Origin of the sequence: Neisseria animalis (assembly GCF_900636515.1) — a bacterium.
GTDB classification, from domain to species: Bacteria; Pseudomonadota; Gammaproteobacteria; order Burkholderiales; family Neisseriaceae; genus Neisseria; species Neisseria animalis.
Map to the genome: position 1 here is coordinate 287,041 of NZ_LR134287.1, position 26,427 is coordinate 313,467.

Below are 26,427 nucleotides of genomic sequence, written 5' to 3' on the forward strand. Positions count from 1 at the left end.
GACTGCGAAGTCTGCAAATCATCCATCGGGCAGATTGGTGGTTTTATGAATACTTAAATCGGGTATTCATCAAAAATGAACAAGTTATCTATGATTCCGTATCAGGCTGAAACAGGCACCTCTTAACGGTGTATGGGTGCAGCAAGTGAGGGGAGCAGTGGTACGCATACAGGTTTCGATAATCGGGGATATGGGAATACAGGAAATAAAGAATGCCGTCTGAAAAAAGGATATGGGATTTCAGACGGCATCAGATTGGGGAAAACGCGTGCGTGGTTTACGCTACACACACTACGCTTGTTATGTGGTACTACGTTTGCTTATGAAATACATTTTTGTATGGATAATTTTGGTTTCTCAGGGTTAATATCAAAATTTATAAAATCATTTTCTTCGTTATTTTTTACGCCGTATCTAATAATGCCCCACACATCTTGCTGCTCGATACTTGTATTGTCGACCAGTACATATTGATGATTAGGATCAATGTAAATAAATTTCCCATTTTCTAAATCTTTAGGTAATTTACAAGCTTTATTAGAATAGAAATCCAGTGTTTGCGCCAATGCATAAACCTTTGTGCTTAATATATTTTTATGGAAATATTTATTATTGAATTTGTAAAAAAATATGATACAACAAATTGTAGAGATGACAAAAAGTAAATGTTGAATATGGGATTCAACTCCAAATGCTCCAGTTTTCTTAATCCAGTCATATAACTGGTAACTAAAGATAAGAACCATGATACCCATCAAGGCCATCACAAATGGATAAACTTTTTTGAAAAATAAAATGCCTGTTAAAAAAGATCTTGAAAAAGGAAATAAGGAAGCATCAACATAATAAACGCTATTGATGATGCTTGATGCTTCTGCTGTACAAACGATTACTACCCCTGTTATCGTTAGCGTAATTGTTATCTTTGTCAAAAATAGTTCTAAAATGGGCGAGAAAATCCTTTCAAGCGAGCTTATTAAAAATAAAACTGAGAAAAAGACACCTATTAAAAACAAAGAATCATTAGTTATCCCGAACCAACCTAAAAAGTTATCTTCTTCCTCACTCTGCCAACTTAAAAAAATCATAAAACAACCAATTAAGGCAAAAATGCCACGAGTTAACCCTAACCATTGAAATTTTTTCTGTATGTCAGTTTCAGACATTGTGCTTATCTCTTCAAAATATATAAATCAAAACTTTTGTTTAATGGCAAACTGTAACCTGCATGAATTCCAATATCTCAGAGTACGGTGTTAACCCACCATTTCTCATTTTGGAAAGTGGTGGGTTGACACCCACCCTACTCATGTCATCGCAACCTGACCATTTTCAGATGGCCTCAAATCAATGCGCCTCTTCCCAATTCTCCCCATTTCCAACTTCCGCTACCAGCGGCACAGCCAGCAGCCCGCCGTCCACTTCCGCCATAATCTGCGGCAGCTTTTCTTTCACCAAATCCAATTCTGAATCAACTACTTCCAACACCAATTCGTCATGCACCTGCATAATCAGTTTGCTGGCAAGGCCGTCTGAACGCAGCCAGTCGCGCACGTCTATCATGGCGCGTTTGATGAGGTCGGAGGCGGTGCCCTGCATGGGGGCGTTGATGGCGGCGCGTTCGGCTCCGGCGCGGGCGTTGCCGTTTTTGCTGTGGATGTCGGGCAGGTAGAGGCGGCGGCCGAACAGGGTTTCGACGTAGCCTTGCTGTGCGGCCTGCTCTTTGGTGCGCTGCATGTATTCGGCCACGCCGGGGTAGCGGGCGAAGTAGCGGTCGATGAAGTTTTTGGCGGAAAGGTTGTCGATGCCCAGCGATTTGGCGAGCCCGTATTGGCCCATGCCGTAAATCAGGCCGAAGTTGATGGTTTTGGCGTAACGGCGTTGCTCCGAACCGACGAGTTCGGGGGCGAGGCCGAATACTTCGGCGGCGGTGCGGCGGTGGATGTCTTCGCCGTTTTTAAAGGCTTCGATTAGGGTTTTGTCGCCGCTCAAATGTGCCATGATGCGCAGCTCGATTTGGGAGTAGTCGGCGGAGACGATGGTTTTGCCTGCGGGTGCGGTGAAGGCGCGGCGCACGCGGCGGCCCTCAAAGGTGCGGATGGGGATGTTTTGCAGGTTGGGGTTGTTGCTGGCGAGGCGGCCGGTGATGGCGACGGCTTGGGCGTAGTTGGTGTGGACGCGGCCGGTTGCCGGATGAATCATTTCGGGCAGCTTGTCGGTGTAGGTGGATTTGAGTTTGGCCAAGCTGCGGTTTTCGAGAATGATTTTGGGCAGCGGATAATCGTGGGCGAGGCTTTCCAATACGGCTTCGTTGGTGGAAATGCCGCCGGAGGCGGTTTTTTTCAGGCCTTTGGTGGGAATGCCCATTTTGTCGAACAGGATTTCCTGCAATTGTTTGGGCGAATTGAGGTTGAAGGGCTGGCCTGCGGCTTGGTAGGCCTGCTGCTCCAGCTCTAAAATGCGCGCGCCGAGTTCGCGGCTTTGTGCGGCGAGTTCGGCTTTGTCGATGTGCACGCCGTTGCGTTCCATTTCAAACAATACTTGGGCAACGGGCAGCTCCATTTGTTCATACATTTCAAGCTGTTTGTCATCCATTTGCGCTTTCAGACAGGCTTCGAGGCGCAGGGCGAAATCGGCATCTTGGCAGGCGTATCCGGCGGCTTGCTCAAGGGCGACGTCGGCAAACGAAATCTGCTTGGCGCCTTTACCGCACAGGGATTCGTAGGTAATGGTATCCAAGCCGAGCCAGCGTTCGGCGAGTTCGTCGAGGCCGTGTCCTTTGTGGCTTTCAACGATGTAGGAGGCAAGCATGGCATCGCCGGAAATGCCGCGCAAGGCGATGTTGCAGTTGGCGAAAACGTGTTGGTCGTATTTGAGGTTTTGGCCGGTTTTTTTCAGCTTTTCGCTTTCAAGATACGGTTTCAGACGGCCTAATGCCGTCTGCAAATCAAGCTGTTCGGGCGCGGCGGTGGGATTGTGTCCCAAAGGAACGTACACGGCTTCGCCGGCTTGGAATGCGATGCTGATGCCGACCAGCTGCGCGTTCATGGCATCGAGCGAGGTGGTTTCGGTGTCAAGGCCGATTTGCCCGGCAGCAGCGAGTTTTTCCAGCAGCGCGGCAAACTGCGCTTCGGTGGTAATGGCTTGGTAGTTTAGGGTTGCAGGAGGTTCGGGGCGTTCGATTATGTTTTCGCGGGGCAAAGTCTGACCGTTGTCCGGCATGTCGGCAAGTGCGGCCTGCTCTCCGATATGGCTGCCGCCGAACAAATCTCCGGCGGCTTCGTGCCGGCGTTCTTCCGCTTCTTTGAGCCAAGTGCGGAAATTCAGGCGTTTGAACTCGACTGCAAGCTGCGTCCATTTCGGCGTGCGGCGGCGCAGGCTGTCGATGCCTTCGGGCAGTTCGCCGTGCAAATCCAAATCGGTTTTGATGGTAACAAGGTCGTAAGAGAGCGGCAGCTGCGGCAAGGCCGTCTGAAGGTTTTCGCCGACTTTGCCTTTGATTTCGCCTGCGTGCGCCATGACACCTTCGAGCGAACCGTATGCTTCCAGCCATTTGACGGCGGTTTTCGGACCGCATTTTTCCACGCCGGGGACGTTGTCCACTTTGTCGCCCATCAGTGCGAGATAGTCGCGGATTTGGTCGGGGCGCACGCCGAATTTGTTTTTCACCCCTTCGATATCGAGCGTTTCGCCGCTCATGGTGTTGACCAATATTACTTTATCGTCAACCAGTTGCGCCATGTCTTTGTCGCCGGTGGAAACAATTACGTCCAATCCGTTTTCCGCACCCTGCCGCGCCAGTGTGCCGATAACGTCGTCCGCCTCCACATCAGGTACGACCAACACCGGCCAACCCAGCAGGCGCACCAGTTCGGGCAGCATTTCCGCCTGCGGGCGCAAATCGTCGGGCATGGGCGGACGGGTTGCCTTGTAGTCGGGAAACATTTCGTGGCGGAAGTTTTTTCCTTTGGCATCGAATACGCAGGCGCAATAATCATGCGGATAGTCGGCGCGCAGACGGCGCAGCATGTTCAATACGCCGTACACCGCCCCCGTGGGCGTGCCGTCGGGCGCGGTAAGCGGTGCCATGGCGTGGTAGGCGCGGTAGAGGTAGGAAGAACCGTCGACGAGGAGGAGGGTTTGTTGGGTCATGATGAGGCCGTCTGCAAATTGATGGAAATGGGGAAATTATAAAGGAAAAAGCCGTCTGAAACCCAAACATCGGTTTTCAGACGGCTTTTAAGGCGGGATTACCAGCTTTTGAATTCAAAAGTCTGCTGCGGATAGGATACGCCGTTGACCTGTACCTGCCAACGGTATTCGCCTGCCGGATCGGAGGCTTCCATGCGCCAGCATTTTTGGACAACAGGGGATTTGCCTGCTTCACGGATAACTTTGATGCGGCTGTCGATACGGTGGGTTTTGCCGTCAACCGAGCTGTGGGCATCGGCAAATACGGCTTTTTTCGGCGACTCGAAAGTTTCGACTACGTCTGCTTCCAGTGCCAAATCGGGCAGGTTGGAGGCTACCCAGCAGAACAGATGGTCGGGCTGGTTGCGGTAGAGCACTTTCGGATCGGGCAGGAAGCCACCTGCCAGATTGTTTGCATCGACTGCGCCGTAATCGATACGCGGCGCATTGTCGGGTTGCGCGTCTGTGTCGGCAGCGTGGACACCGAACGGGAGAAAAGCAGCGAGTAAGGCTGTTGCAGCAAATTTGTTCATGATTTTCCTCAAATGTTTGATGTGCCCTGACGGGCTTTGGTTTTCAGACGGCCTGCAACGGCGGTTAACGAATCGTTTGCAGGCATTCTTTGATTAATGCGGGGCCGCGGTACACCAATCCGCTGTACACTTGGACAGCGGTTGCGCCCAAGCGGATTTTTTCAGCAGCATCACGGCCTTCCATAATGCCGCCGACACCGATTACCGGTAATGCGCCGTCGATGTGTCCGACAAGCAGCTTCAGCACTTGGTTGCTTTTTTCGAGCACGGGCAGACCGCTCAAACCGCCTTGTTCGCCCGCCAATTTGTGGCTGCCCAAAGCGGATTTGTCGATGGTGGTGTTGGTGGCAATGATGCCGTCCATTTCTACTGTTTTCACAACATGGGCAATGTCGGCAATCTGCGCTTCGTCTAAGTCGGGAGCGATTTTTACCGCCAGCGGAACATATTTGCCATGCGCCGCGTGCAGATGGGCTTGTTTGTTTTTCAGGCTTTCCAACAGTGCGCTCAATTCATCGCCGCCTTGCAGCGCGCGCAGGTTTTTGGTGTTGGGCGAAGAGATGTTGACGGTAATATAGCTTGCATGGGCATAGGCTTTTTCCAAGCAAATCAAGTAGTCGTCAGCGGCATTTTCCAGCGGCGTAACCGCGTTTTTGCCGATGTTGATGCCGAGAATGCCTTGATAGCTGCTAGCTTCGATGTTTTTAATCATGGTATCGATGCCGTCGTTGTTGAAACCCATGCGGTTGATGATGCCGCTGTGTTCGGGTACGCGGAACAGACGGGGTTGCGGATTGCCGGGCTGCGGCTTGGGCGTTACCGTACCGATTTCGAGAAAGCCGAAACCGAGTGCGCCCAAGGCATTGATATATGCTCCGTTTTTGTCCAAACCTGCGGCCAAACCTACGGGATTGGGCAGGTTCAAACCCATCAGTTCGGTGGGGTGGGTGCGGTGGTCGGCAACCGGAACCAAACCGAGCTTATGTGCGGTTTTGAGGCTGTCCAATGTCAGGTGGTGTGCTTTTTCGGCATCGAGTTTGAACAAAAATTTACGGGCAAGCGAGTACATAATAATTTCCGCCGATTGGAAACAAATAATGCCATTTTACCTGAAAATTGCATGATGCCGTCTGCAAATTGAATGATTGCTTGGAAACCGGCTAATTTGCAGACGGCAATCTGTTTTGTTTCACGGGAGATTCGGAAATTTTGTAATTTATGCGGTTAAATATTGTGTAGATTGGCCGGTCTCACACAGTATTACGTTTTAAGGCATACCTTTCATAGGAAGCAAGGTGTATCATGATGAGAGGCCGTCTGAAAAGTGGCTTGTATATTTTTGTAACTTCCGCATTTTTCAGACGGCATACGTCAACAAACAATAAGGAGCTACCCATGACCATTCCCGTTAAAGCCTATGCCGCGCAAAGCCCTTCCTCACCTCTCGCACCGTTTGACTTCGAGCGGCGCGATTTGCGCGACAACGATGTTGAAATCGACATCCTTTACTGCGGCGTGTGTCATTCCGACCTGCACACCGCCCGCGCCGATTGGGGCGAAGCATTTTCACTTTATCCGGTTGTTCCCGGTCATGAAATCGTCGGCCGCGTCAAAAGCATCGGTAGTGCCGTCAGCAAATACAAAGTCGGCGATTTGGTCGGTGTCGGCTGCATGGTGGATTCTTGTCAAGAATGCCCGCCCTGCCATCATGATTTGGAACAATTCTGCGAACAGGGTATGACCGGCACTTACAGCAGCCGCGACCGCATCGACGGCAGCATTACCCAAGGCGGCTACAGCACCGGCATCGTCGTGCGCGAAGAATTTGTTTTGCGCGTTCCCGAAAGCCTCGACACCAAAGCCGTCGCACCGCTTTTGTGCGCCGGCATCACCACCTATTCCCCCTTGCGCCATTGGAACGTAAAACCCGGCAGCAAAGTCGCCGTCATCGGCCTCGGCGGATTGGGGCATATGGCAATCAAACTCGCCAAAGCCATGGGCGCGGAAGTGAGCCTGTTTACCCGCTCCAAAGGCAAAGAGCAAGACGCTTACGCATTGGGCGCAAGCCGCGTGATTTACTCCACCGACGAAGCCGCCATGCAGGCTGCCGCCAACCAATTCGATCTGATTATCGACACCGTACCCTACACCCACGACTTAAAACCCTATATCCCCACCTTGGCGTTGGACGGCACGCTGGTGTTGGTCGGACTGGTCGGCGAACTCGAGCAAACCATCTCCACCGTACCGCTCCTGTTCGGCCGCCGCTCAATCGCCGCCTCGCTCATCGGCGGCATCAAAGAGACTCAGGAAATGCTGGACTTCTGCGCCGAACACAACGTCTTGCCTGAAGTGGAAATGATTGATATGCAGAATATCAACGAAGCCTATGAGCGTATGCTCAAAAGCGACGTGAAATACCGCTTTGTGATTGATATGGAAAGTTTGAAAAAATAAAGTTGTTCATAAAAAGGCCGTCTGCAAAACACAATTTGTGCATTTTGCAGACGGCAGGTGCTGTATTGCCCGCATATGATGTCAAAATAGTTTTTTCACTTCCGCTTCGATGTCGGCGGCGCGCATGAAGGTTTCGCCGATGAGGAAGGTATGCACGCCGCGGCCGCGCATAAAATCGACATCGTTTTTGTCGCGGATGCCGCTTTCGGTGACAACGGTTTTGCCGTTTAAATGCGGCAGCAGGTCCAGCGTTTGCTTCAGGGAAACTTCAAATGTACGCAGGTTGCGGTTGTTTACGCCCACCAGCGGGGTGGTCAGGTTGCGGCATTTGGCCAGTTCGCCCTCGTCGTGCAGCTCCAGCAAAACCGTCATGCCCAGTTCGTGGGCGGTATGCTCCAGCTGTTCCAACTGTTCTGCTTCCAGCGCGGCGGCAATCAGTAAAACCGCATCCGCGCCCCATGCGCGGGCTTGGTAAACCTGATACGGGTCTATCATAAAGTCTTTACGCAACACCGGCAGCGATACGGCGGCACGGGCTTGTTTCAGATATTCGGGCGAGCCTTGGAAGTATGGTTCGTCGGTCAATACCGATAAGCACGCTGCTCCTGCATTCTCATAGGATTTGGCAATTTCGGCAGGGTGGAAGTCGGGGCGGATCAGCCCTTTGCTGGGGCTGGCTTTTTTCACTTCGGCAATCACGGCAGGCAGATTCTGCGCGTGTTTGGCTTGGATGGCGGCGTAAAAACCGCGCACCGGCGGGGCTTCGGCAGCGAGGCGTTTCATTTCTTCCAAAGGGGTGGCAGCTTTTTGCGCGGCGACTTCTTGTGCTTTGGTGGCGAGGATTTTGTTGAGGATATCGGTCATGGCATTCTTTCGGGAGGGCGGAAGAGTAGGGTGTGTGCGGTACGCACGCGTTTTGCGGAGTTCGGGCCGCTGGAAAGTGCATACGCGGTTTGTGCCGCCTGTTTTGTTATCGTGATGTAAGTTTCAGACGGCCTATCTTACCACCGATAGGCCGTCTGAAACATATGCGTATTACAATTTCGGCAGCCTGAGCCGCGTTTGGTACGCCCACATTCTGAGCGCGTAGCCGCCAAACAATAAAATCTGCAAAGTCAAAGGGTTGACCATACGGAAGTGGTCGAGCAGGTACAGAATGAAGGCGACAATCACGGCAACCGTGCCGTAAAAACCTTCGCGCATGATGACCGGAATTTCGTTTACCAGCATATCGCGCACGATGCCGCCGCCGACTGCGGTGACAAAACCCATCATCACCACGCCGAAGACGTTGAGGTTGTAAAGCAGTCCGACTTGCGCGCCGATGATGGTAAACGCCACCAGTCCGAGCGAGTCGGCCCACACAAACGCCTGTGCCAGCACTTTTTTCTGTGTGTGCTGCAATTTAAACAGATAAGCCGCCGCCAACGTAACGGCGATGACGGCGAGCGGGGCGTATTCCACGAATATCATCGGCGTGCGCCCCACCAAAACATCGCGCATCATGCCGCCTCCGATGGCAGTGAGCAGGGCGCAAATCAATACGCCGAGCATATCCAGCCGTTTGCGTACGCCGACCAGATAGCCCGCCAGAGTGAAGGCGGCTGTGCCGGTGATGTTGATGAAGTCGAATGAGGTCATGGGTTTTACAGCTATTTAATACAAAGTGATACGGTGTTGCCGCGCCTTGCCCGAAGAGGGGCTTGGCCGGGCTGCCGGAACAGCCGATCCGTACCGTCTGCGGCTTTGCTGTCTTGTCTCGTTTTTATTTTATTCGACTATATGTGAAAAATGAAGCGTGAATGACAATCCGGAGCTTTGGCCGAACGGAAGAGGCCGTCTGCAAATTTCCGGTATCAGGGGCTAAGGACGAGACCTTTGCAAAAAACAGGAAACGAACCAAAACTGATTGCAGGGGCGGGTTTTACACCCGCCCGAAAATCGAACACCTTGAAAGTTACCACTTCAAAAAGCCCAAGCGGGCGGATGTAAAGCCTGCTCCTGCAAGCCCTTGTCATGAATTTTGCAAAGGTCTCAGGCTGCGGCGGGCTTAAGGTGTTGCCGTGGCATCGAAATAGGCCAACACCGTTTTCGGCAGCCATTCGATGTTCAGACGGCCGCGGTCGCGGCTGACGAAGCCGACGTGCCCGCCGTGGGGCGGCTGCAACAGCGTAACCGACGGCGAGACTTCGGTTGCGGACGGCAGGGCTTCGGGCGGCAGGAAAGGATCGTTTACGGCATTGAGCAGCAGCAGCGGCACGGCAACGTCTTTCAAAAACGGTTTGCACGATGATTGGCGGTAGTAGTCGTGGCGGTCGGCAAAACCGTGCAGCGGCGCGGTAAACAAGTCGTCGAAATCCCCCAGCGTTTTGCATTGAGAAAGAGACAAGGCCGTCTGCAAACGGGCAGGGCGGGTTTCTGCGGAGCTGAAACGGCTGAAAGCGCGGGCTTTGGGCACCAGCGAATTGAGGAAGTAGCGTGTGTAGAGCAGGCGTGTGAGTCCGCGGTCGAAGCGCGTGCCCGCCGCAGCCAAGTCCACCGGTGCGGAGACGGCGGCAGCGGCTTTGACGGGCGCGGCCCGGTTCAGACGGCCTTGTTCGCCCAAATATTTTGCCAAGGCATTGCCGCCCAGCGATACGCCCACGGCGTAGATTTTCGGATAACGTGCGGCGAGCGTGTCGAGCATGAAGCCGATTTCGCGCGTGTCGCCCGAATGGTAAAACACGGGCGCGGTATTGGTGATGCCGCCGCAACTGCGGAAATGTGCGACGACACCGTGCCAGCCTTTGCGTTGCACGGCTTTCATCATTTCAATGGCGTAATGGCTGCGGCTGCTGCCTTCCAAGCCGTGAAACACCACCAGCAGCGGTACATCGGGGTCGGGGCTGTCGATGAAGTCGTAGGCGGTCTGCGTTTCGCCGGTGCTGTCGGGCAGCAGTTCGCGGCGGTAGGCGGGCGGCTTACCTTGCAGCAGCTTGGAAAACAGGGTGTCGGCGTTGCCGTTGCACAGCCAGAAAGGGGTGTTCGGAGCGGTTGCGTTCATTTGTGCAGGTATTTCCGGAAAAAACAAAAATAAACGGCGCATACGGTGGCGCAGCCGTTAATCCAGCCGGCCAAAACGTCAGTAGGGTAGTGTACGCCCAAATACACGCGCGAGAAACCCATCAGCAGGGTAAACACGATACCGCCGGTGAGAAGCAGCGTGCGCTTTGGGGAATGCAGGAAAATGATGAACAGCAGGGTGGCGAGAGCGGCGGCAAAGGTGGAGTGGCCGCTGGGAAACGAAGTGTTGCTCTCTTCGATAAGGCGCGGCCACAGCATCGGACGCGGACGGTCGAACACAGCCTTGGACAGCAGCATAACCAGTGTCGGCAGCGCGGTGGAGAGAATCAGGAATGCGGCGTAACCCGTGCGCTTTCTGAAGTGCAGCCACACGGCGGCAAGCGTAATCAGCGGCACCGCCAGCGAAGTTTTGCCGACGTAGTGCATGATGACGGCGACAGGTGCGAACCAAGAGCCGACATGGTGGTGTATCCACAACATCAGCGGTACTTCAAAGGCAAAACCCTGACCTGCCCAAATCCGTGCGGCAATCAGGCCGACGAGGGCGGAGGGAATCAAAACGGCGGCGGATAATGCCGACAGCCGCAGCAGCAGCGGCAGATAAGCGCGTAAAAGAAGCATAGGGTAAGGTCAGCCGGAATGGAATGACAGGGGCGGCAAAGCATAAACCGTTGTTGTTCGGGTAACGGTTTCCTGCATTATACAGACGGCAGGGCTGCCTGCATAATGCGGGCATTTCCCATAAAAAGGCCGTCTGCAAACCGGCGGCAGTGCGCGCGCGGATATACAGACGGCCTTTTTGTGCTAATCAGCGTTACCAGATGTCCGATTTGATTTTGCGTTTCAAGCCCGGGTGTTCGGAGAGCTTAAATTCGGGGTCTTTACCCAGCTTCAACTTGGCGGTGTAGTCTTTCAGCAGCAGGAAAACCAGCGGAGAAAGCAGCAGAATGGCAATCAGGTTGATCCACGCCATGGTGCCCATCGCCATATCCGCCATGTCCCATACCAGCGGTACGCTCTGTACGGCACCGAAATACACCATGCCCAATACCGCCATGCGGAACACCGCCATAATCAGCCAATGGCTCTTGATAAAGCGCACGTTGGATTCCGCATAAGCGTAGTTGCCGATGATGGTGGTGAAGGCAAACATAAACAGCAATACCGCCAAGAAGTCCGCACCCCACGCACCGACATGGCTCACAATCGCCGCTTGGGTAAGCTGCGCGCCGCTCAAATCACCGGAAGGAACGTCCGACATCAATACGATAAACGCGGTGCAGGAACAAATGATGATGGTATCGACAAACACGCCCAGCATTTGAATCATACCTTGCGACACAGGGTGTTTCACTTCCGCCGCCGCCGCCGCGTTCGGTGCAGAGCCCTGACCGGCTTCGTTGGAATACAGGCCGCGTTTGATGCCCATCATCATGGTTTGGGAAATCAGACCACCGAGCAAGCCGCCGCCTGCCGCATCAAATTGGAAAGCCGTGCCGAAAATCAAAGAAACAACTTGCGGAATCATGCCGATGTTGGTCACGATGATGTACAAGGCCAGCAGCAGATACAGCACCGCCATCAGCGGCACAATCATTTCCGCCAGTTTCGCCACACGGCGGATGCCGCCGAAAATAATCGGTGCGGTCAGAATCACCAAAGCCACGCCGACAGCGTGTTTGTCCCAACCCCAAGCAGCTTCGGCCGCCGCCACGATGGTATTGGCCTGTACGGCCTCATAGACCAAGCCGAAGCAGAAAATCAGGCTGACGGCAAACAGAATACCCAACCATTTCTGTCCCAAACCCTGCGTGATGTAGTAGGCAGGGCCGCCACGGAAATGATGGTTGTCGTAATCGCGGATTTTGAAAAGCTGCGCCAGCGACGATTCGGCAAACGCCGAGCTCATGCCGATGATGGCAACCAGCCACATCCAAAACACCGCACCCGGGCCGCCCACGCTGATGGCAATCGCCACGCCGGCGATATTGCCCACGCCCACGCGGCTGGCCAAGCCGGTAACAAAAGCCTGAAATGGCGTGATACCGTGCGGATCGTCTCCCTGCTTGCGGCCGCCGAGCATGGCTTTGATACTTTGTCCGAACAGGCGAATCTGCACAAAGCCTGTTGCCAGCGTAAAAAACAAACCCGTACCCAGCAGCAGGATAATCAGCAAATCCCACATCGGACCGTTTACCGCATTAACCCACGAATGTAAGGTTTCGGTCATACAATACCTTTCTTTGCCGTTTGCAGACGGCATAAGGCCGTCTGCAAACAGTCTGTAAATGAAAAGAAACGGATTTTAACAGATTGCCGACAATCGTGTAAAATTTTACGCAGAGATATTTTGTTTATTTTCAAATGGTTATATTGAAAATGCAGGTTGACGGACAAGCCGTTCGGTCGGGTACGGCAAAAAAACCGTCTGAAAAAACAACCTTCTGATAAAATCGGAAGAATCATTTTACAGACGGCATATTTATGCAACCGACCACGCTGATTTGGTTTCGCCGCAACCTGCGTGTTGCCGACAACGCCGCCCTGCACACCGCTTTGCAGCGCGGTTTGCCCGTTGCCGGCATATGGATTTCCGAAGAAGGACGTACCAATCCGCGCCAAGCCTTGTTTCTGCACCGCTCGGCGGCGGAACTGCATCAGGCATTGGCGGCGTGCGGCATACCGCTGTATGGTTTGCAGGGCAATGCCGAACAGCTTGTTTCCGAATGGGCGGACGCACTCCATGCAGCAGCCGTGGTGGCAGATGAAGCCTACACGCCGTCCGAGTTGTGGGCGGACAACCGCATCTGGCACGCGCTGGACAAAAAAAACATTCCCTTTATCCGTGTCAACGACCGCAGCATTTTCGCCAAATCCGAGCTGACCGACCGCTACGGAATGCCCTACCGCACATTTCCCGAATACCGTCAGGCATGGCTTCAGGCATACGCGCAGCGTTTCCGGTACAAACAACCGGTTTCGTACACAGCCGCAGACGGCATTTTGCAGACGGCATTGGACGGATTGCCGCCTTTTCCTGCCAATTTATACACCCCCTCAATCGTGGTGCAGCACAAAGGCGGAGAAGCGGCGGGAGAAAAACAATGGGCGCAGTTTGCCGCCGAGATAGGTTTTTATCCGTTGCAGAAAGACTTTCCCGCCCGAAAGGGTACAGGGCAAATCAGCGCATACCTCACTGCAGGCTGCCTGTCTGCCCGCAGCTTGGCGGCGCAGGCATGGCAGCAACAGCACCGCGCATGGCTGGACACCTTAATACGGAGGGATTTCCATTTGCAGACGGCCTTCCATATGCCGTCTGCAAATCAAGAGCCCGCCGACCACCCCGTGTCTTCCCGCTATCTCGAGCGTTGGCAGGCAGGGCAAACAGGTTTTCCGCTGATTGATGCCGCCATGCGCGCCTTGAAACGCAGCGGCTGGCTGCATCCCGCTTTGCGTGAAGCCGTTGCCTTGTTTTGGTGTGGCACGCTGAAGCAACCGTGGCAGAGCGGCGCGGCATGGTTTGCCGCCCAACTGACCGATTACGAACCGGCCGCCAATCAGGGGAATTGGCAGGAAGCGTGCGCGCAAACCGCACCGCCGCCGCTGTATTGGGCGCAAAAACTCGATCCCGACGGCACGTTTGTCCGCCGCCATCTGCCCGAGCTGGCGCATTTGCCGTCAGAACTCGTCCACACCCCGCACTTGGCCGGTGCGAATGCCGATACACACGGCTATCCGCCGCCGATGATTAAGGTTTGAAACGCTGCGGAACGGGATAAGCGTATTGATTGATATGCTCCGCTGTTGACAGAGATTGTGGATGTTGCCGCTTGTAGACGATGCAGCAGTTGCCGCCATTTTGCAACCCATCATGCCCCAAAGCCGTCTGTAAAATATCGGTCTGTACGAAGATAGAGATTTTGCAGACGGCCTTTTATATCTCTGCCAAAATGATGATGATTGCCGCCGCTCCCGTTATGCTTGGAGACCCGCTTGCTTCGGCGGTTAAGCATTTGGCAAGAGATTGAATGACAATAAAAATCAACCGCTTGCATGGTGGTACGGCAGGCGGTTTTTTTAACGTGGGTTTTATAGTCGAATAAAATAAGAATGAGACAAGGCAGCGAAGCCGCAGACAGTACACATAGTACGGCAAGGCAAAGCAACGCTGTATTATTCTTATTTTAAATGACTATATTTTCGGGGAAGTCGCGGTTGGAGCAAGGCGGAGGAGATGCGGGTAGCGCGGGAGGGCGGTCAGGTAATATGGTGCGGCAGCGGCAATTAATTTCTTCGGCAGGGCGCAAAATCCGCTAAAATGAATGCTTCTTTTTCTTGAAAAGCCGTTTCATGATTCGCCGGTTTTATAATTTGTTGTGGTGCGTTGCGCCGTTGTTTATCCGCCGTTATTTGAAAAAACGTGCCCGAAAATCTCCTGCTTATTTGGAAAATTGGCATGAGCGGTTTGGCGGTTTTGTTGCAAACCCGGTGCAGCAGCCGGTTTGGATTCATGCGGTATCGGTGGGGGAAACGCGTGCGGCGGTGCCGTTGGCGGCAGCGTTGAGGCAACGCTTTCCCGATGCACCGCTGTTATTGACGCAGATGACTCCGACGGGACGGGAGGCGGCAGAAATTTTGTTTCCCGACGCGCAGTGCCGTTATCTGCCGTATGACAAACCGGAGTGGGTAAGGCAGTTTTTGCGCGAACACCGTCCGCGTTTCGGCATATTGATGGAAACGGAAATCTGGCCGAATCTGATGCATGGTTGTCGTGATGAAGGTGTGCCGCTGTTTTTGGCCAATGCGCGCTTGTCGGAAAAGTCGCAGCGCGGTTATCTGAAAATCCGTAATCTGGTCGAGCCGGCAATGCGGACACTCAGCGGTTGTTTTGCTCAAACGGCAGCGGACGCGGAGCGGCTGCATTTGATTGGTGCTTCGAATGTTCATGTGTGCGGCAATACCAAATACGATATTGCACCGCCCGATAATATGCGCGCGTTGGCGGCGGCGTTTCGCGAACGTATCGGTTCGCGGCCGGTGGTGTTGTGTGCCAGTACGCGTTTTTATAAAGGGGCGGACGAAACGGCAATGTTGTTGGAGGCATGGAAGGCATATCGGGGCGATGCGCTGCTGGTGGTTGTTCCGCGCCACCCCGAACGGTTTCAGACGGCATTCGATACGGCACGTTCTTTGGGATACCGGGTGCAGAAGCGCAGCGATGACAAGATGGTTGCGGCGGATACTCAGGTTTGGATTGGCGACAGCATGGGCGAACTTTTTGCTTATTATTTGAGCAGTAATGTGGCTTTTGTCGGGGGCAGTTTGGTCGATACCGGCTGTCAAAACATCATCGAGCCGATAGCCTGCGGTATTCCGACTTTGTTCGGCCCGTCAACTTATAATTTTGCGGCCGTCTGCGAAAGTGCGAAGGAAAGCCGTGCGGCGCGGCAGGTTGCGGATGCGGAAGAATGGCGGCAGGTTGCGGAGGCGTGTTTGGAGAACGGCAGACTGCGTGAGGAATGGGCGGCACAGGCAGAGGCGTTTGTATCGGCTCATCGGGGAGCAAGCAGGCGTATGGCAGATGAAGTGGTTAAGAGTTTGGGCCGTGTGGTGTAAAGCGGGGGTACAGTTATTGAATACAGAATGGCGGCGTTGCTGTTTCTGGCTCAAAGAAGAAGTTTGAATAAGCTGATGAAGCAGCCGCTCCGTTGCCCTGTACTGTCTGCTGTTTGGTTGCTTGGTTATTCTGTGTGATCCGACAATACTAAAGATATTATAGTCATTTAAAATAAGAATGATACAGCGTTGCTTTGCCTTGCCGTACTATGTGTACTGTCTGCGGCTTTGCTGCCTTGTCTCATTCTTATTTTATTCGACTATAAAAGGCCGTCTGCAAAATCCGATTTTGCAGACGGCCTTTGGTATGAGAATGTTTAAGAAAGTTTGTCTGCCAGCCAAATCCGACCGCGCAAACCCCAATAACTGCTCAGTCCGGTGGTGTGATGTACCATTTTTCCGTTTTTAATCAGGATAATGGTGGGGGTAACGCCAACCTGCCATTGTCGGGACAGCGAGCCGTCTGCATCGTTGACGGTAGGGAAGTGGAACGAGTGCTGTTGCAGATAGCTGCCGACGGTGGCATCATTACCCGAGTTTAAGGCAATGCTGAGTACGGGAATGCCTGCTTGGTGCAAATCTTCGATAACGGGCGAAGTATAGCGGCAGATACCGCACCAACTGCCCCAAAAATACAATACGGCAGTTTGATCGCGGCTGAGTTCTGCCAAAGATGTGGTATGTCGGGTGAGGGTGAGCAGAGGTTTGTCGGCAGATTGAACCGGCTGTTCCGGCGACCGCCACCAGTCAACGGCGGCGGATAAAACGGCAAACAATACCAGTGCCTGTAATAAAGGAATCAGATAGGCGCGTAAGGTGGACATGGGAATAGGGCAAAACGGCGGAAAGGCCGATAACGGCTTTTCCGCCTGATGGATTAACGCTTTTTAATCACTCGGGTGTACACGGCCAGAATAATGATGGCGGCAACGGTGGAAGCAATCCAACCGGCAGGTTGTCCGACTTCGTACCAGCCGGCAGATTCTCCGACAAAACCTGCCAAGGCTGCACCGCCGATACCCAGCAGCGTGGTCATGATGAAACCTAAATCGTCTTTGCCCGGGTGCAGAATTTTAGCCAGTACACCGATGATAAATCCGACAATAATCGTACCTAACCAACTCATTTTATTCCTTTCTTATATATACTGTGCGGGGCGGGGCTGTCCGTTGTTGCATTTTATCTGCTTTATGGCTGTATTGCCTGCTGTGTTGCCACAGAATCGAAGTGATGACAATTAAAGTGCATACGGCGGGATTTGCAGACGGCTTTTGCAAAAGATAAACAGACAAAATCTTACTATACGGTGAAATCATACCGAGTAAATGGCGGTAAGTCTGTGAAGATTGCATGATTTTTCATAAAATTAAAATATTTTATGTAGAAATTTCATTTGATAGGCGGGAAACGGTTGGGTGTCGGGAATCGGTTTGACGGGGAGGGAGCAGTATAGTCGAATAAAATAAGAATGAGACAAGGCAGCGAAGCCGCAGACAGTACACATAGTACGGCAAGGCAAAGCAACGCTGTATCATTCTTATTTTAAATGACTATATCAGGTGGCGAAACCGGATAAGCGGCGGGTAAGCCGGGTGGGGGGTTCAGGCAGGTGCAGCTCATATTCGGGCAAACACAATGCTGTGCCATGAATTTTCTTACGGTTTGATGTGCTGTGTTGTCTGATGTTGCGGGAACTGATGATATTGTCGGATTGCTGGAATACTGAATAACAGGCAAAGAAAAACCCACCGTAAGGTGGGTTTCGCATATTTGAAAACGGATTAGCGTTTTGAGAATTGTTTGGCGCGGCGTGCTTTGCGCAGACCCGGTTTTTTACGTTCAACTTCACGGGCATCGCGGGTAACGAAGCCTGCTTGTGACAGAGCCGGTTTCAAAGCAGCATCGAAATCGATCAGGGCACGGGTAATGCCGTGGCGGATTGCGCCGGATTGACCGGTTTCACCGCCGCCGATGACGTTTACTTTAATGTCGAAAGATTCTGCATTTTCAGTCAGAACCAAAGGTTGGCGAACCACCATGCGGCTGGTTTCGCGAGAGAAAAATTCGTCAACCGGACGGCCGTTTACGATGATTTGGCCTGTACCTTTGGTCAGGAATACACGAGCCACTGAACTTTTGCGGCGGCCTGTGCCGTAGTAGTATTTACCGTTCATGTCGTGTCCTTATCGCAATTCTAAAACTTTAGGCTGTTGTGCGGCATGACCGTGCTCGGCACCGGCATACACTTTCAGCTTTTTAATCATAGCGTAGCCCAAAGGACCTTTAGGCAGCATGCCTTTTACGGCTTTTTCCAAAGCGCGGCCCGGGAATTGCTCTTGCATTTCGCGGAAGCTGCGTTCGTAAATGCCGCCCGGGAAGCCGGAATGGCGGAAGTATTTTTTGTCTTCGAATTTGGCACCGGTAACGCGCAGTTTGTCGGCGTTGATGACGATGATGTAGTCGCCGGTGTCAACGTGCGGCGTGTATTCGGGTTTGTGTTTGCCACGCAGACGGTGGGCAACTTCGGCAGCCACGCGGCCCAGAACTTTGTCTTGGGCATCGATGACGAACCATTCGCGCTTCACCTCGTGCGGTTTCGCTGAAAAGGTTTTCATAGTGGAAATCCAGATAGATATAGAAAGTTGCAGATTTTAAAGATGAGTTTGTTTTTTGTCAATCACATATTCAAGGTCATGGCGCGAATTGTTTGCGAAAGGGCAGGGATTGTGTCGGAAGGCCGTCTGTAAATTCGGGGTAAAGGGCGGTGTGCCTGTACAGTTACATGATTTTGTATGGTTTTTTGCAGATTGCTGCGAATTTGCAGACGGCCTTCGGGGTTGGCGGTTATTGTTTTTTAAGGTGTGCGCGGTAATAGGCAATCAGTCCGTTGGTGGAGCTGTCGTGTTGCGGGGGCGTGTCGGCGGAAAGCTCCGGTTCGATGGTTTTGGCGAGAATTTTGCCGTATTCGACGCCCCATTGGTCGAAGGGGTTGATGCCCCAAATTGTGCCTTGGACGAAGATTTTGTGTTCGTATGCCGCCATCAGCATGCCGAGGGTAAAGGGAGTGAGTTCGTCTAACAGGAAGCTGTTGCTGGGGCGGTTGCCGGGGAAGGTTTTGTGCGGCGCAAGGGCTTCCCGCTCGGTTTCGGGCAGGTGGGCGAGTTCGGCACGGGCTTCGTCCAATGTTTTGCCTTTCATCAGGGCTTCGGCTTGGGCAAGGGCGTTGGCAACGGTAAAGCAGTGCTGGCTGCCGATTCGGTAGGGGGTGTTGACGGGGACGATGAAGTCGCAAGGTATCAGGCGTGTGCCTTGGTGCAGCAGTTGGAAATAGGCGTGTTGGCAGTCTACGCCTTCTTCGCCGAATACGATGCCGCCGGTTTTGCGGGTAACTTCTGCTCCGTATTCGGTACGGCTTTTGCCGCAGCTTTCCATATCAAGCTGGTTGAGCCAAGCGGGAAAGCGGCGCATATTGTGGCTGTACGGGACAACGGTATGGCCGTCTGCATGATGGAAGTTGTTGTACCAAATATGCAACAATCCCATCAGTACGGGGATATTGCGGCGGAAATCGGTGTGGAAGAAATGTTCGTCCATGGCGTGTGCGCCGCGCAGCAGCTCGCGGAAGTTTTGTGCGCCGACGGCAACCATGACGGGCAGTCCGATGGCTGACCAAACGGAGTAACGTCCGCCGACCCAGTCGAACATGGCAAAAATGTGTTCGGGGGTAATGCCGAAGTTTTGTGCGGCATCAACATTGCTGGAAATGGCGCAAAAGTGGCGGTGGATTTCCTGCTCGGGTAAGCCTGCCTGCTGATACCAAGCGCGGGCGGCCCGGGCGTTGAGCAGGGTTTCGGGTGTGCCGAAGGATTTGCTGGCAATGCAGAACAGGGTGGTTTCGGGGTTCAGGCGGGCGAGTGTTTGGGCAATGCCGGCATCATCGGCGTTGCTGACGAAATGTACGCGGAGATGGTTGCGCCAAGGGGTGAGCGATTGTATGCAGACCAATGGCCCGAGATATGAGCCGCCGATGCCGATGTGGACGAAATCGGTAATGGGTTTGCCGGTGCAGCCTGTGTGGCTGCCGTTGATGATGTCTTCGGCGAAGCGGAGGGCGCGCGTCAGCTCTTGATGGACTTTGGGTACGATGTTTTCGCCGTCTGCTTGAACCGCGGCGGCGTGTTCGGGCAGGCGCAGGGCAGTGTGCAATACGGCGCGTTTTTCGCTTGGATTGAGTATGCCGCCGTGCTGCATGGCGGCCATTTTTTCGGGCAGGCCGGCGGCTTCGGCAAGTTCGCACAGCAGGGGCAGGGTGTCGTCTGTTATGCGGTTTTTGCTGTAATCAAACAGCAGGCCGTGCAGGGTTTCGTGCATTTTGTCGAAGCGTTGCGAATCGGCGGCAAATTGGTCGCGCAGGTGTAAATGGGCGGTTGAGTGGTAATGTTCTTCCAATGCCTGCCATGCGGCGGATAAACGGGTCATTCCTGCTTCCTTATTTTTAGACGGCTTTTATGGTTTTGTTTGATGTCATTGCAAATGTAGTAGTGTGTAGTTTAGCAAAATCCGACAGGTTTGTGTCGGATAAGCCGTCTGCATTTTTGGGGATACGGCGGTTTTGCGTTAGGCAAATAGGGTGTTTGCGCTTCATCGTGCTGATGCGTGTCGACTGTTTGGATTAGGGCGCACAGGGGGAATGGTTAACAAATGTTGGGATTTGGTGCAGGCTTGCTTGATTTTTATCAAGATTTCGTTAAAAATCTAATATGACACCGATGTCATCTGTGCTATCCTTGTAACAATCCGAAAATGTATACAAAGATAAAACCGTAAGATGGCTACAATTTATGATGTTGCGGGGCGGGCGGGGGTATCGCCGAAAACGGTCAGCCGTGTGATTAACGGCGATGCGCCGGTAAGCGAGCGAACCCGTGCCAAAGTCGAAGCGGCGATTGGAGAATTGGGCTATATTCCTTCATCGGCAGCGCGGGGTATGCGTTCGCACCGTTCGGGTCTTGTCGGGCTGATTACCGGTGCGATTTCGCGCACGGGAGAAGATTTCCGCGTACACGGCTTGCCGGATATGTTTTTGATTAAAGGGGTACAGCAGAAAATCCGCGAGGCGGGCAAAACGCTGATGATTGCCGATACGGGTAATCGCGGCGAGAGCATAGAGCCGCTGATTCGCACATTTATCGAACATCGTGTCGAAGGCATTCTGTATGTGGCCGAATATCATCAGCAGGTTGTTTTGCCCGATATGCCGAAAAGCTGCCCGATTGTGCTGGTAAATTGTTTTGACGATAAAGGCACGCCGTCGGTACTGCCCGACGATATGCAGGGGCAGTATGATTTGGTGCGGCAGATTATCCGCAACGGCCACCGGCGTATCGCCTATGTTACGTTGCAGCCCAATATCGAGGCGACGCGCCTGCGGATTGCAGGTTACCGCCGGGCTTTGGAAGAAGCGGGTATTGCGTTTGACGGGGATTTGGTGCAGACGGGCTATCCCGACCACAGCAACGACAGCGCGGCGCTGCTGGCGGCAATCGGCAACCTGCTGGCGTTGCGCTGCCCGCCGACCGTTATCTGCTGCGGCAACGATGAAATGGCGGTAAGGGTGTACGGCATTTTGCGAACGCGCGGCATTCGCGTACCCGAGCAGGTTTCTGTGGCAGGGTATGACAACCACAGTGCGATTGCGGAAACGCTGTTCCCGCCGCTGACCAGTACCGAGCTTCCTTATATGAAGATGGGCGGGCAGGCGGCGGAAATGCTGTTTCAGGCGGTAGACGGCGGCGTGTCTGCTGCCGTTTCACCGCTTAAAGTAATCGGAGAAACCGTCTGGCGGCAATCTGTGCTGGCGCGGACATCATCATAAATCATCATAATAAGACGAAACAGAAAAATATAAAACGAAATAAAAAGCCTATGCCGTCTGCTTTTTCGGGCGGTATGTGCAGAGAAGAAAAAATGTTTGCCGTATGCGGCGCACCTCAAAATGCAGACGGCATAACAAGCGCGGTAAATCCTTATCCTTTCCTCAACCAGGAGCTTCTTCCAAATGAAAGTATCCCCACAAGTGGCGATGACGCTTCGCCAGATTATGCTGATGAACTTCGGCTTCTTCGGCATTCAATACAGCTTCGGCTTGCAGCAAACTGCAATCAACCCGATTTTCAGTTTCCTGAATGCCGACCCCGGCCAACTGCCTATTTTGAACATGGCAGGTCCGATTACCGGTTTGCTGGTTCAGCCGATTATTGGTGCGATGAGTGACCGCACATGGATTCCCGGCCTCGGCCGCCGCCGCCCGTATTTCTTAATCGGCGCAATCGGTTGCAGCTTGTGCCTGTTTATTTATCCGCACGTTACCGCCTTGTGGGTAGCCGTGTTGCTGCTGTGGCTGTTGGACATCTCCAACAATACCGCCATGGAGCCGTTCCGCGCATTTATCGCCGACAAAGTGCCGGAACACCAACAATCCACCGGCTTCCTGATGCAGTCCGTGTTTACCGGCTTGGGCATCACGCTGGCAAACTTCTCGCTGTATATTTTCCAGCAAATCGGCTGGCTGCAGCAGACTTCCGAAGCCGGCATTCCTTACTGGGTATTCGGTTCATTCTATATCGGCGCATTCTGTTCGATTGCCTCCGTGTTGGTAACCGTATTCTCCACGCCTGAAAACGAACCCACCGCCGAAGAATTTGCCGCGCTGAAAGCGAAAAAAGAACATTCCGCCATCGGCGAAATCTTTATCGCCATCAAAGAAATGCCGTTTGCCCTGTGGCAGTTGGCTTTGGTTTACCTGTTCCAATGGTACGCGCTGTTTATCTACTGGCAATACATTTCCCACTCCATCGTAGCTTCCGTTTGGAATGCCACGGCTGCCGATAAAGCCGCATATGAGCAGGCGGTAGCGTGGACGGGCTTGGTAAACGGTTTTTACAACATCGTTACCTTTATTTCCGCATTCGGCCTGATGGTGATGGCGAAAAAATATGCCGCGAAATATGTACACGCATTTGCCGTTGCCCTTGCCGCCGCTGCGTTGCTGTCGATTCCGCACATCAGCGACAAATACCTGATGTTTGTTCCGATGATTGGTTTCGGTATCGGCTGGGCAAGTATGATGGGCGTACCGTTTATGATTGTTGTGAAAGCCATTCCTAAAGAGCGTTACGGCGTATATATGGGCATTGTGAACATGATGATTGTGATTCCGATGCTGATTCAAACCGTTACCTTCGGCGCGATTTACGACACCTTCCTGAAAACACCTGCTGCCGCGATGACATTCGGCGGCGTGTTCCTCGCGATTGCCGCCGTGCTGACCCTGTTTATCCGCAGCAGCAACAAAGCACCGGAAGCGCCGCAGGCAGGATAATCCCGTTACGGCACGACAAAGGCCGTCTGCAAAACAGCTTGGCAAACCCGATTTGCCTGACAAGCCGTTTGCAGACGGCCTTTTTTCCTTTACCGCGCCGGCGCATTGGCAGGAATGCATACCGTCTTGTTTGCAGACGGCATTTGTAGATAAAAACGCCCATATCGCGTAAAATAACGGGAAACAATATGCAATCAGGCCGTCTGCAAAACGGTCTTCTTTTTTCGGAAACCAAAATGAGCGAACAACACAATCCGCAAACCGAGCCGCAACTCGACGAAAACCAAATCATCGCCTTGCGCCGCGAAAAACTAAACGAAATCCGCCGCCAGCGCATCGCGTTTCCCAACGATTTCCAACGCGACCACTTTGCCGGCGACCTGCACGAAAAATACGATGCCCTAAGCAAAGAAGAGCTGGATCCGCAAGGCATTCCGGTAAAAATTGCCGGCCGCATGATGCTCAAGCGCGCCATGGGCAAGGCCAGCTTTGCAACGGTTCAGGACGTAAGCGGACAAATCCAACTGTACATCAACAATCAAGGTGTGGGCGAAGCCGTACACGACGATTTCAAACATTGGGACATGGGCGACATTGTCGGCGCCTCGGGTACGCTGTTTAAAACCAACCACGGCGAGCTGACCGTGCGCGTATCGGAAATCCGCCTGCTCTCCAAAGCATTGCGCCCGCTGCCCGACAAACACAAGGGTCTGGCGGATCAGGAAGTCAAATACCGCCAGCGTTATGTAGATTTGATGGTAAACCCCGAATCGCGCGATACCTTCATCAAACGCAGTAAAATTATCCAAACCGTACGCAATTACATGGTCGGCGAGCAGTATCTGGAAGTGGAAACCCCGATGATGCACCCGATTCCCGGTGGCGCAACGGCCAAGCCTTTCGTTACCCACCACAATGCGCTGGATATGCCGCTATATCTGCGTATCGCGCCGGAATTGTATTTGAAACGCTTGGTAGTCGGCGGCTTGGAGCGCGTGTTTGAAATCAACCGCAGCTTCCGCAACGAGGGTATGTCCACCCGCCACAATCCCGAATTCACCATGATGGAATTCTACGAAGCGTTCTGCACCTATGAGCGCATGATGCAGATGACCGAAGGCGTGATTCGCGCGGCGGCGCAAGCAGTGTGCGGTACGGCGAAAATTTCCTACAACGGCAAAGAAGTCGATTTGGAAAGCCCGTTCGAACGCCTGACCATTCTGGAAGCCATCAAAAAATACAATCCGCACTACACCGACGAACAGCTGCACGACGAGGCGTGGTTGAAACAGGAAATCGTCAAACACGGCGAAAAAATCCCGCCGTCGCCCGGTATTGGCAGCCTGCAACTGGCGTTGTTTGAAGGTTGTGCCGAAGGCAAACTGTGGAACCCGACGTTCATCATCGATTATCCCGTTGAAGTTTCCCCGTTGGCGCGCGCGTCCGACACTAAGCCGGGTTTGACCGACCGCTTTGAGTTGTTCGTCGTCGGCCGCGAATTGGCCAACGGCTATTCTGAGTTGAACGATCCCGAAGACCAAGCCGCCCGTTTCAAAGCGCAAGTGGCACAAAAAGATGCGGGCGACGATGAAGCCATGCATTATGATGCCGATTACATCCGCGCCATGGAATACGGTTTGCCGCCGACAGGTGGCAGCGGTATCGGTCTCGACCGCTTGGTGATGCTTTTGACTGATGCGCAAACCATCCGCGATGTCATTTTATTCCCTCAGATGCGTCCGGAATAAAATATCGGCAGTAAAAGGCCGTCTGCAAATCTTCCTGTTGTCGGAAGAATTTTGCAGACGGCCTTTTGTATGGGAGAAACGCGCGGAACAGAGCCAAAGCACAAGCAGACGGTGTGTCGGGCTTGCTGTGTCAGCAGTTTGGTCAAGCCCGCTCTTTTAAGCAAGATGCGGCACACTGTATTGTTCCCAACAAAAAAACTGCCCGATGAAGGCGGATTTGGAAAAGGTGTATGCATTCGGAATCAGCGGTTTGCCTGATATAGTCATTTAAAATAAGAATGATACAGCGTTGTTTTGCCTTGCCGTACTATGTGTACTGTCTGCGGCTTCGCTGCCTTGTCTCATTCTTATTTTATTCGACTATACGAAAACAGAGCAATCAAACTGGAAACTGCTGAGCCCGGCAGAAAGCCCAATCCTGCACAAATCGGAGACATGAGACAGGTGGCAAATGTTGCAAAGAAAAGAGCAAACAGTGCAGAGACAACAGGGGTTTCAAATGAAAACAGTTCCATAAACACATAGCCGAACACCATCAGGTAAAGTATTCCTGAAAACAAATATCCGAAAAAAATCCACATGTCTGCAAAATCAACGGAATGATTCGGGCGGGAAGTTCTATCGGCATTCATGGCAAATCCTTTTCAATCTGCTGTCGGCTTGATATGAAAGCCGTGTTAAATGGCCATAAATATCGTGATGGGATTTCTTCTTTGTTTGGGTTCGATTTTGCGCCCAATCCCGTTCAGCCCAAGGCAAACAATTCCCTGCCGTGCGCTTTGAGCCAGCTTTTGGCGGCTTCGGTGTGCGGGGTGTGCGCGTTGACCATAGACCAAAAACGCGGGCTGTGGTTGGGGTGGGGCAGGTGGCAGAGTTCGTGAATACAGACGTAATCGGCAACGTATTCGGGCGCGCCGACAAGCCGCCAGTTGAGGCGTATGCCTGTGCGGGAGCGGCACACGCCCCAAAAGGTTTTGGCATTGGAAAGCGCCATGGCGGCCGGATGCAGGTTCAGCGCGGCGGCATGTTCCGCCAATCGGGGCAGCAGGTATTCGGCGGCGCGTTCGTTCAGGAAGCGGCGCAGGCGTTGTTTTTGTCGGGCGGCGGTTTGGTCCGGTATCAGGATTTCAGACGGCCTCAGGCAGACGGTTTCGCGTTCGCAGGCGGTCAGGGCGGTTGGTATGCCGTGATACCAAATCCAATCGGGCAGGCTGTCGGCGGCGGGCAAGGTCTTTGCGCCTTTTGCCAAGGTTTGCCGCAGCAGGGTTTCGTTGCCGCGCAGCCATGTGTGCAAACGGCGTTCGCTGACAAACGGCGGCAGGTTGATGGCGATTGTCTGTGCGTCGACGGGGCGCAAAATCAGATTTTTCTTGGCACTGCGTTTCAGCTCGACGGCAATCTCCATGCCGTCTGAAAGGGTGTGGGGCAAACGGGGCAT

Annotated in this window: 22 protein-coding genes; 6 read left to right on the forward strand and 16 right to left on the reverse strand. The window is 53.2% G+C overall.

Annotated elements, in window-relative coordinates; translation table 11 throughout:
* Positions 1-320 precede the first annotated feature (320 nt).
* The 4 genes from EL111_RS01390 to EL111_RS01405 all read right to left on the reverse strand — a co-directional run bounded on the left by EL111_RS01390 (position 321) and on the right by EL111_RS01405 (position 5,793).
* On the reverse strand, positions 321-1,166 hold the full coding sequence (locus EL111_RS01390) for a hypothetical protein (protein WP_123795246.1): 846 nt from the start codon (positions 1,164-1,166) through the stop codon (positions 321-323).
* A gap of 181 nt (positions 1,167-1,347) precedes the next feature.
* Positions 1,348-4,152 carry a DNA polymerase I gene (gene polA / locus EL111_RS01395; protein ID WP_415065353.1) on the reverse strand — a complete coding sequence of 935 codons (2,805 nt, stop codon included), beginning with the start codon at positions 4,150-4,152 and terminating at the stop codon, positions 1,348-1,350.
* Positions 4,153-4,250: 98 nt separating this feature from the next.
* Positions 4,251-4,724 carry a PM0630 family protein gene (locus tag EL111_RS01400; protein ID WP_123795248.1) on the reverse strand — a complete coding sequence of 158 codons (474 nt, stop codon included), beginning with the start codon at positions 4,722-4,724 and terminating at the stop codon, positions 4,251-4,253.
* 64 nt (positions 4,725-4,788) lie between these two features.
* Complete coding sequence (locus EL111_RS01405; RefSeq protein ID WP_123795249.1) at positions 4,789-5,793, reverse strand: quinone-dependent dihydroorotate dehydrogenase; 1,005 nt, start codon at positions 5,791-5,793, stop codon at positions 4,789-4,791.
* A 326-nt stretch (positions 5,794-6,119) separates the two neighbouring features.
* On the opposite strand from EL111_RS01405, the gene EL111_RS01410 reads away from it, so the two are divergent.
* Positions 6,120-7,181, forward strand: a complete 1,062-nt coding sequence (locus tag EL111_RS01410; RefSeq protein ID WP_123795250.1) for an NAD(P)-dependent alcohol dehydrogenase — start codon at positions 6,120-6,122, stop codon at positions 7,179-7,181.
* Positions 7,182-7,262: 81 nt separating this feature from the next.
* On the opposite strand, the gene trpC is transcribed toward EL111_RS01410, so the two are convergent.
* From trpC to EL111_RS01435, 5 genes are all read right to left on the reverse strand, one after another.
* On the reverse strand, positions 7,263-8,045 hold the full coding sequence (gene trpC / locus EL111_RS01415) for an indole-3-glycerol phosphate synthase TrpC (RefSeq protein ID WP_123795251.1): 783 nt from the start codon (positions 8,043-8,045) through the stop codon (positions 7,263-7,265).
* 171 nt (positions 8,046-8,216) lie between these two features.
* Positions 8,217-8,822, reverse strand: a complete 606-nt coding sequence (locus EL111_RS01420; RefSeq protein WP_123795252.1) for a trimeric intracellular cation channel family protein — start codon at positions 8,820-8,822, stop codon at positions 8,217-8,219.
* Between the two features lie 409 nt (positions 8,823-9,231).
* Positions 9,232-10,224, reverse strand: coding sequence for a YheT family hydrolase (locus tag EL111_RS01425; RefSeq protein WP_123795253.1), 993 nt, complete (start codon positions 10,222-10,224; stop codon positions 9,232-9,234).
* Positions 10,221-10,865 (reverse strand): phosphatase PAP2 family protein, encoded by a 645-nt coding sequence (locus tag EL111_RS01430; protein WP_123795254.1) that lies wholly within the window; start codon positions 10,863-10,865, stop codon positions 10,221-10,223. The genes EL111_RS01425 and EL111_RS01430 overlap by 4 nt, the downstream gene beginning before the upstream one ends.
* A 193-nt stretch (positions 10,866-11,058) precedes the next feature.
* Positions 11,059-12,474, reverse strand: a complete 1,416-nt coding sequence (locus EL111_RS01435) for an alanine/glycine:cation symporter family protein (RefSeq protein ID WP_123795255.1) — start codon at positions 12,472-12,474, stop codon at positions 11,059-11,061.
* A gap of 254 nt (positions 12,475-12,728) precedes the next feature.
* Between EL111_RS01435 and EL111_RS01440 the strand changes: the two genes are divergently transcribed.
* Both EL111_RS01440 and waaA read left to right on the forward strand, forming a co-directional pair.
* The gene (locus EL111_RS01440) at positions 12,729-14,003 is read left to right on the forward strand and encodes an FAD-binding domain-containing protein (RefSeq protein ID WP_123795256.1); all 1,275 of its coding nucleotides are present in this window, start codon (positions 12,729-12,731) and stop codon (positions 14,001-14,003) included.
* A 591-nt stretch (positions 14,004-14,594) separates the two neighbouring features.
* A complete protein-coding gene (waaA, locus tag EL111_RS01445; protein WP_123795257.1) occupies positions 14,595-15,860 on the forward strand; it encodes a lipid IV(A) 3-deoxy-D-manno-octulosonic acid transferase in 1,266 nt (421 codons plus the stop codon).
* Between the two features lie 317 nt (positions 15,861-16,177).
* On the opposite strand, the gene EL111_RS01450 is transcribed toward waaA, so the two are convergent.
* From EL111_RS01450 to pgi, 5 genes are all read right to left on the reverse strand, one after another.
* Positions 16,178-16,684: a protein disulfide oxidoreductase gene (locus tag EL111_RS01450; RefSeq protein WP_123795258.1), complete on the reverse strand. Its 507-nt coding sequence runs from the start codon at positions 16,682-16,684 to the stop codon at positions 16,178-16,180.
* Between the two features lie 53 nt (positions 16,685-16,737).
* Positions 16,738-16,986, reverse strand: coding sequence for a GlsB/YeaQ/YmgE family stress response membrane protein (locus tag EL111_RS01455; RefSeq protein ID WP_123795259.1), 249 nt, complete (start codon positions 16,984-16,986; stop codon positions 16,738-16,740).
* Positions 16,987-17,641: 655 nt separating this feature from the next.
* Positions 17,642-18,034, reverse strand: coding sequence for a 30S ribosomal protein S9 (gene rpsI, locus EL111_RS01460; protein WP_123795260.1), 393 nt, complete (start codon positions 18,032-18,034; stop codon positions 17,642-17,644).
* Between the two features lie 9 nt (positions 18,035-18,043).
* Positions 18,044-18,475 (reverse strand): 50S ribosomal protein L13, encoded by a 432-nt coding sequence (gene rplM / locus EL111_RS01465; protein WP_123795261.1) that lies wholly within the window; start codon positions 18,473-18,475, stop codon positions 18,044-18,046.
* A gap of 229 nt (positions 18,476-18,704) precedes the next feature.
* Positions 18,705-20,339 (reverse strand): glucose-6-phosphate isomerase, encoded by a 1,635-nt coding sequence (pgi, locus tag EL111_RS01470; RefSeq protein ID WP_123795262.1) that lies wholly within the window; start codon positions 20,337-20,339, stop codon positions 18,705-18,707.
* Between the two features lie 349 nt (positions 20,340-20,688).
* Here pgi and EL111_RS01475 point away from each other — a divergent pair, with 349 nt between their 5' ends.
* The 3 genes from EL111_RS01475 to lysS all read left to right on the forward strand — a co-directional run bounded on the left by EL111_RS01475 (position 20,689) and on the right by lysS (position 24,989).
* Complete coding sequence (locus EL111_RS01475) at positions 20,689-21,735, forward strand: LacI family DNA-binding transcriptional regulator (RefSeq protein ID WP_123795263.1); 1,047 nt, start codon at positions 20,689-20,691, stop codon at positions 21,733-21,735.
* 183 nt (positions 21,736-21,918) lie between these two features.
* Complete coding sequence (locus tag EL111_RS01480) at positions 21,919-23,241, forward strand: MFS transporter (RefSeq protein ID WP_123795264.1); 1,323 nt, start codon at positions 21,919-21,921, stop codon at positions 23,239-23,241.
* Positions 23,242-23,477: 236 nt separating this feature from the next.
* Positions 23,478-24,989: a lysine--tRNA ligase gene (gene lysS / locus EL111_RS01485; RefSeq protein WP_123795265.1), complete on the forward strand. Its 1,512-nt coding sequence runs from the start codon at positions 23,478-23,480 to the stop codon at positions 24,987-24,989.
* Positions 24,990-25,336: 347 nt separating this feature from the next.
* Here lysS and EL111_RS01490 read toward each other — a convergent pair whose 3' ends face one another.
* Both EL111_RS01490 and EL111_RS01495 read right to left on the reverse strand, forming a co-directional pair.
* Positions 25,337-25,621: a hypothetical protein gene (locus EL111_RS01490; protein ID WP_123795266.1), complete on the reverse strand. Its 285-nt coding sequence runs from the start codon at positions 25,619-25,621 to the stop codon at positions 25,337-25,339.
* 113 nt (positions 25,622-25,734) lie between these two features.
* Entirely contained in the window at positions 25,735-26,427 is a 693-nt protein-coding gene (locus EL111_RS01495) for a M48 family metallopeptidase (protein WP_123795267.1), read from the reverse strand.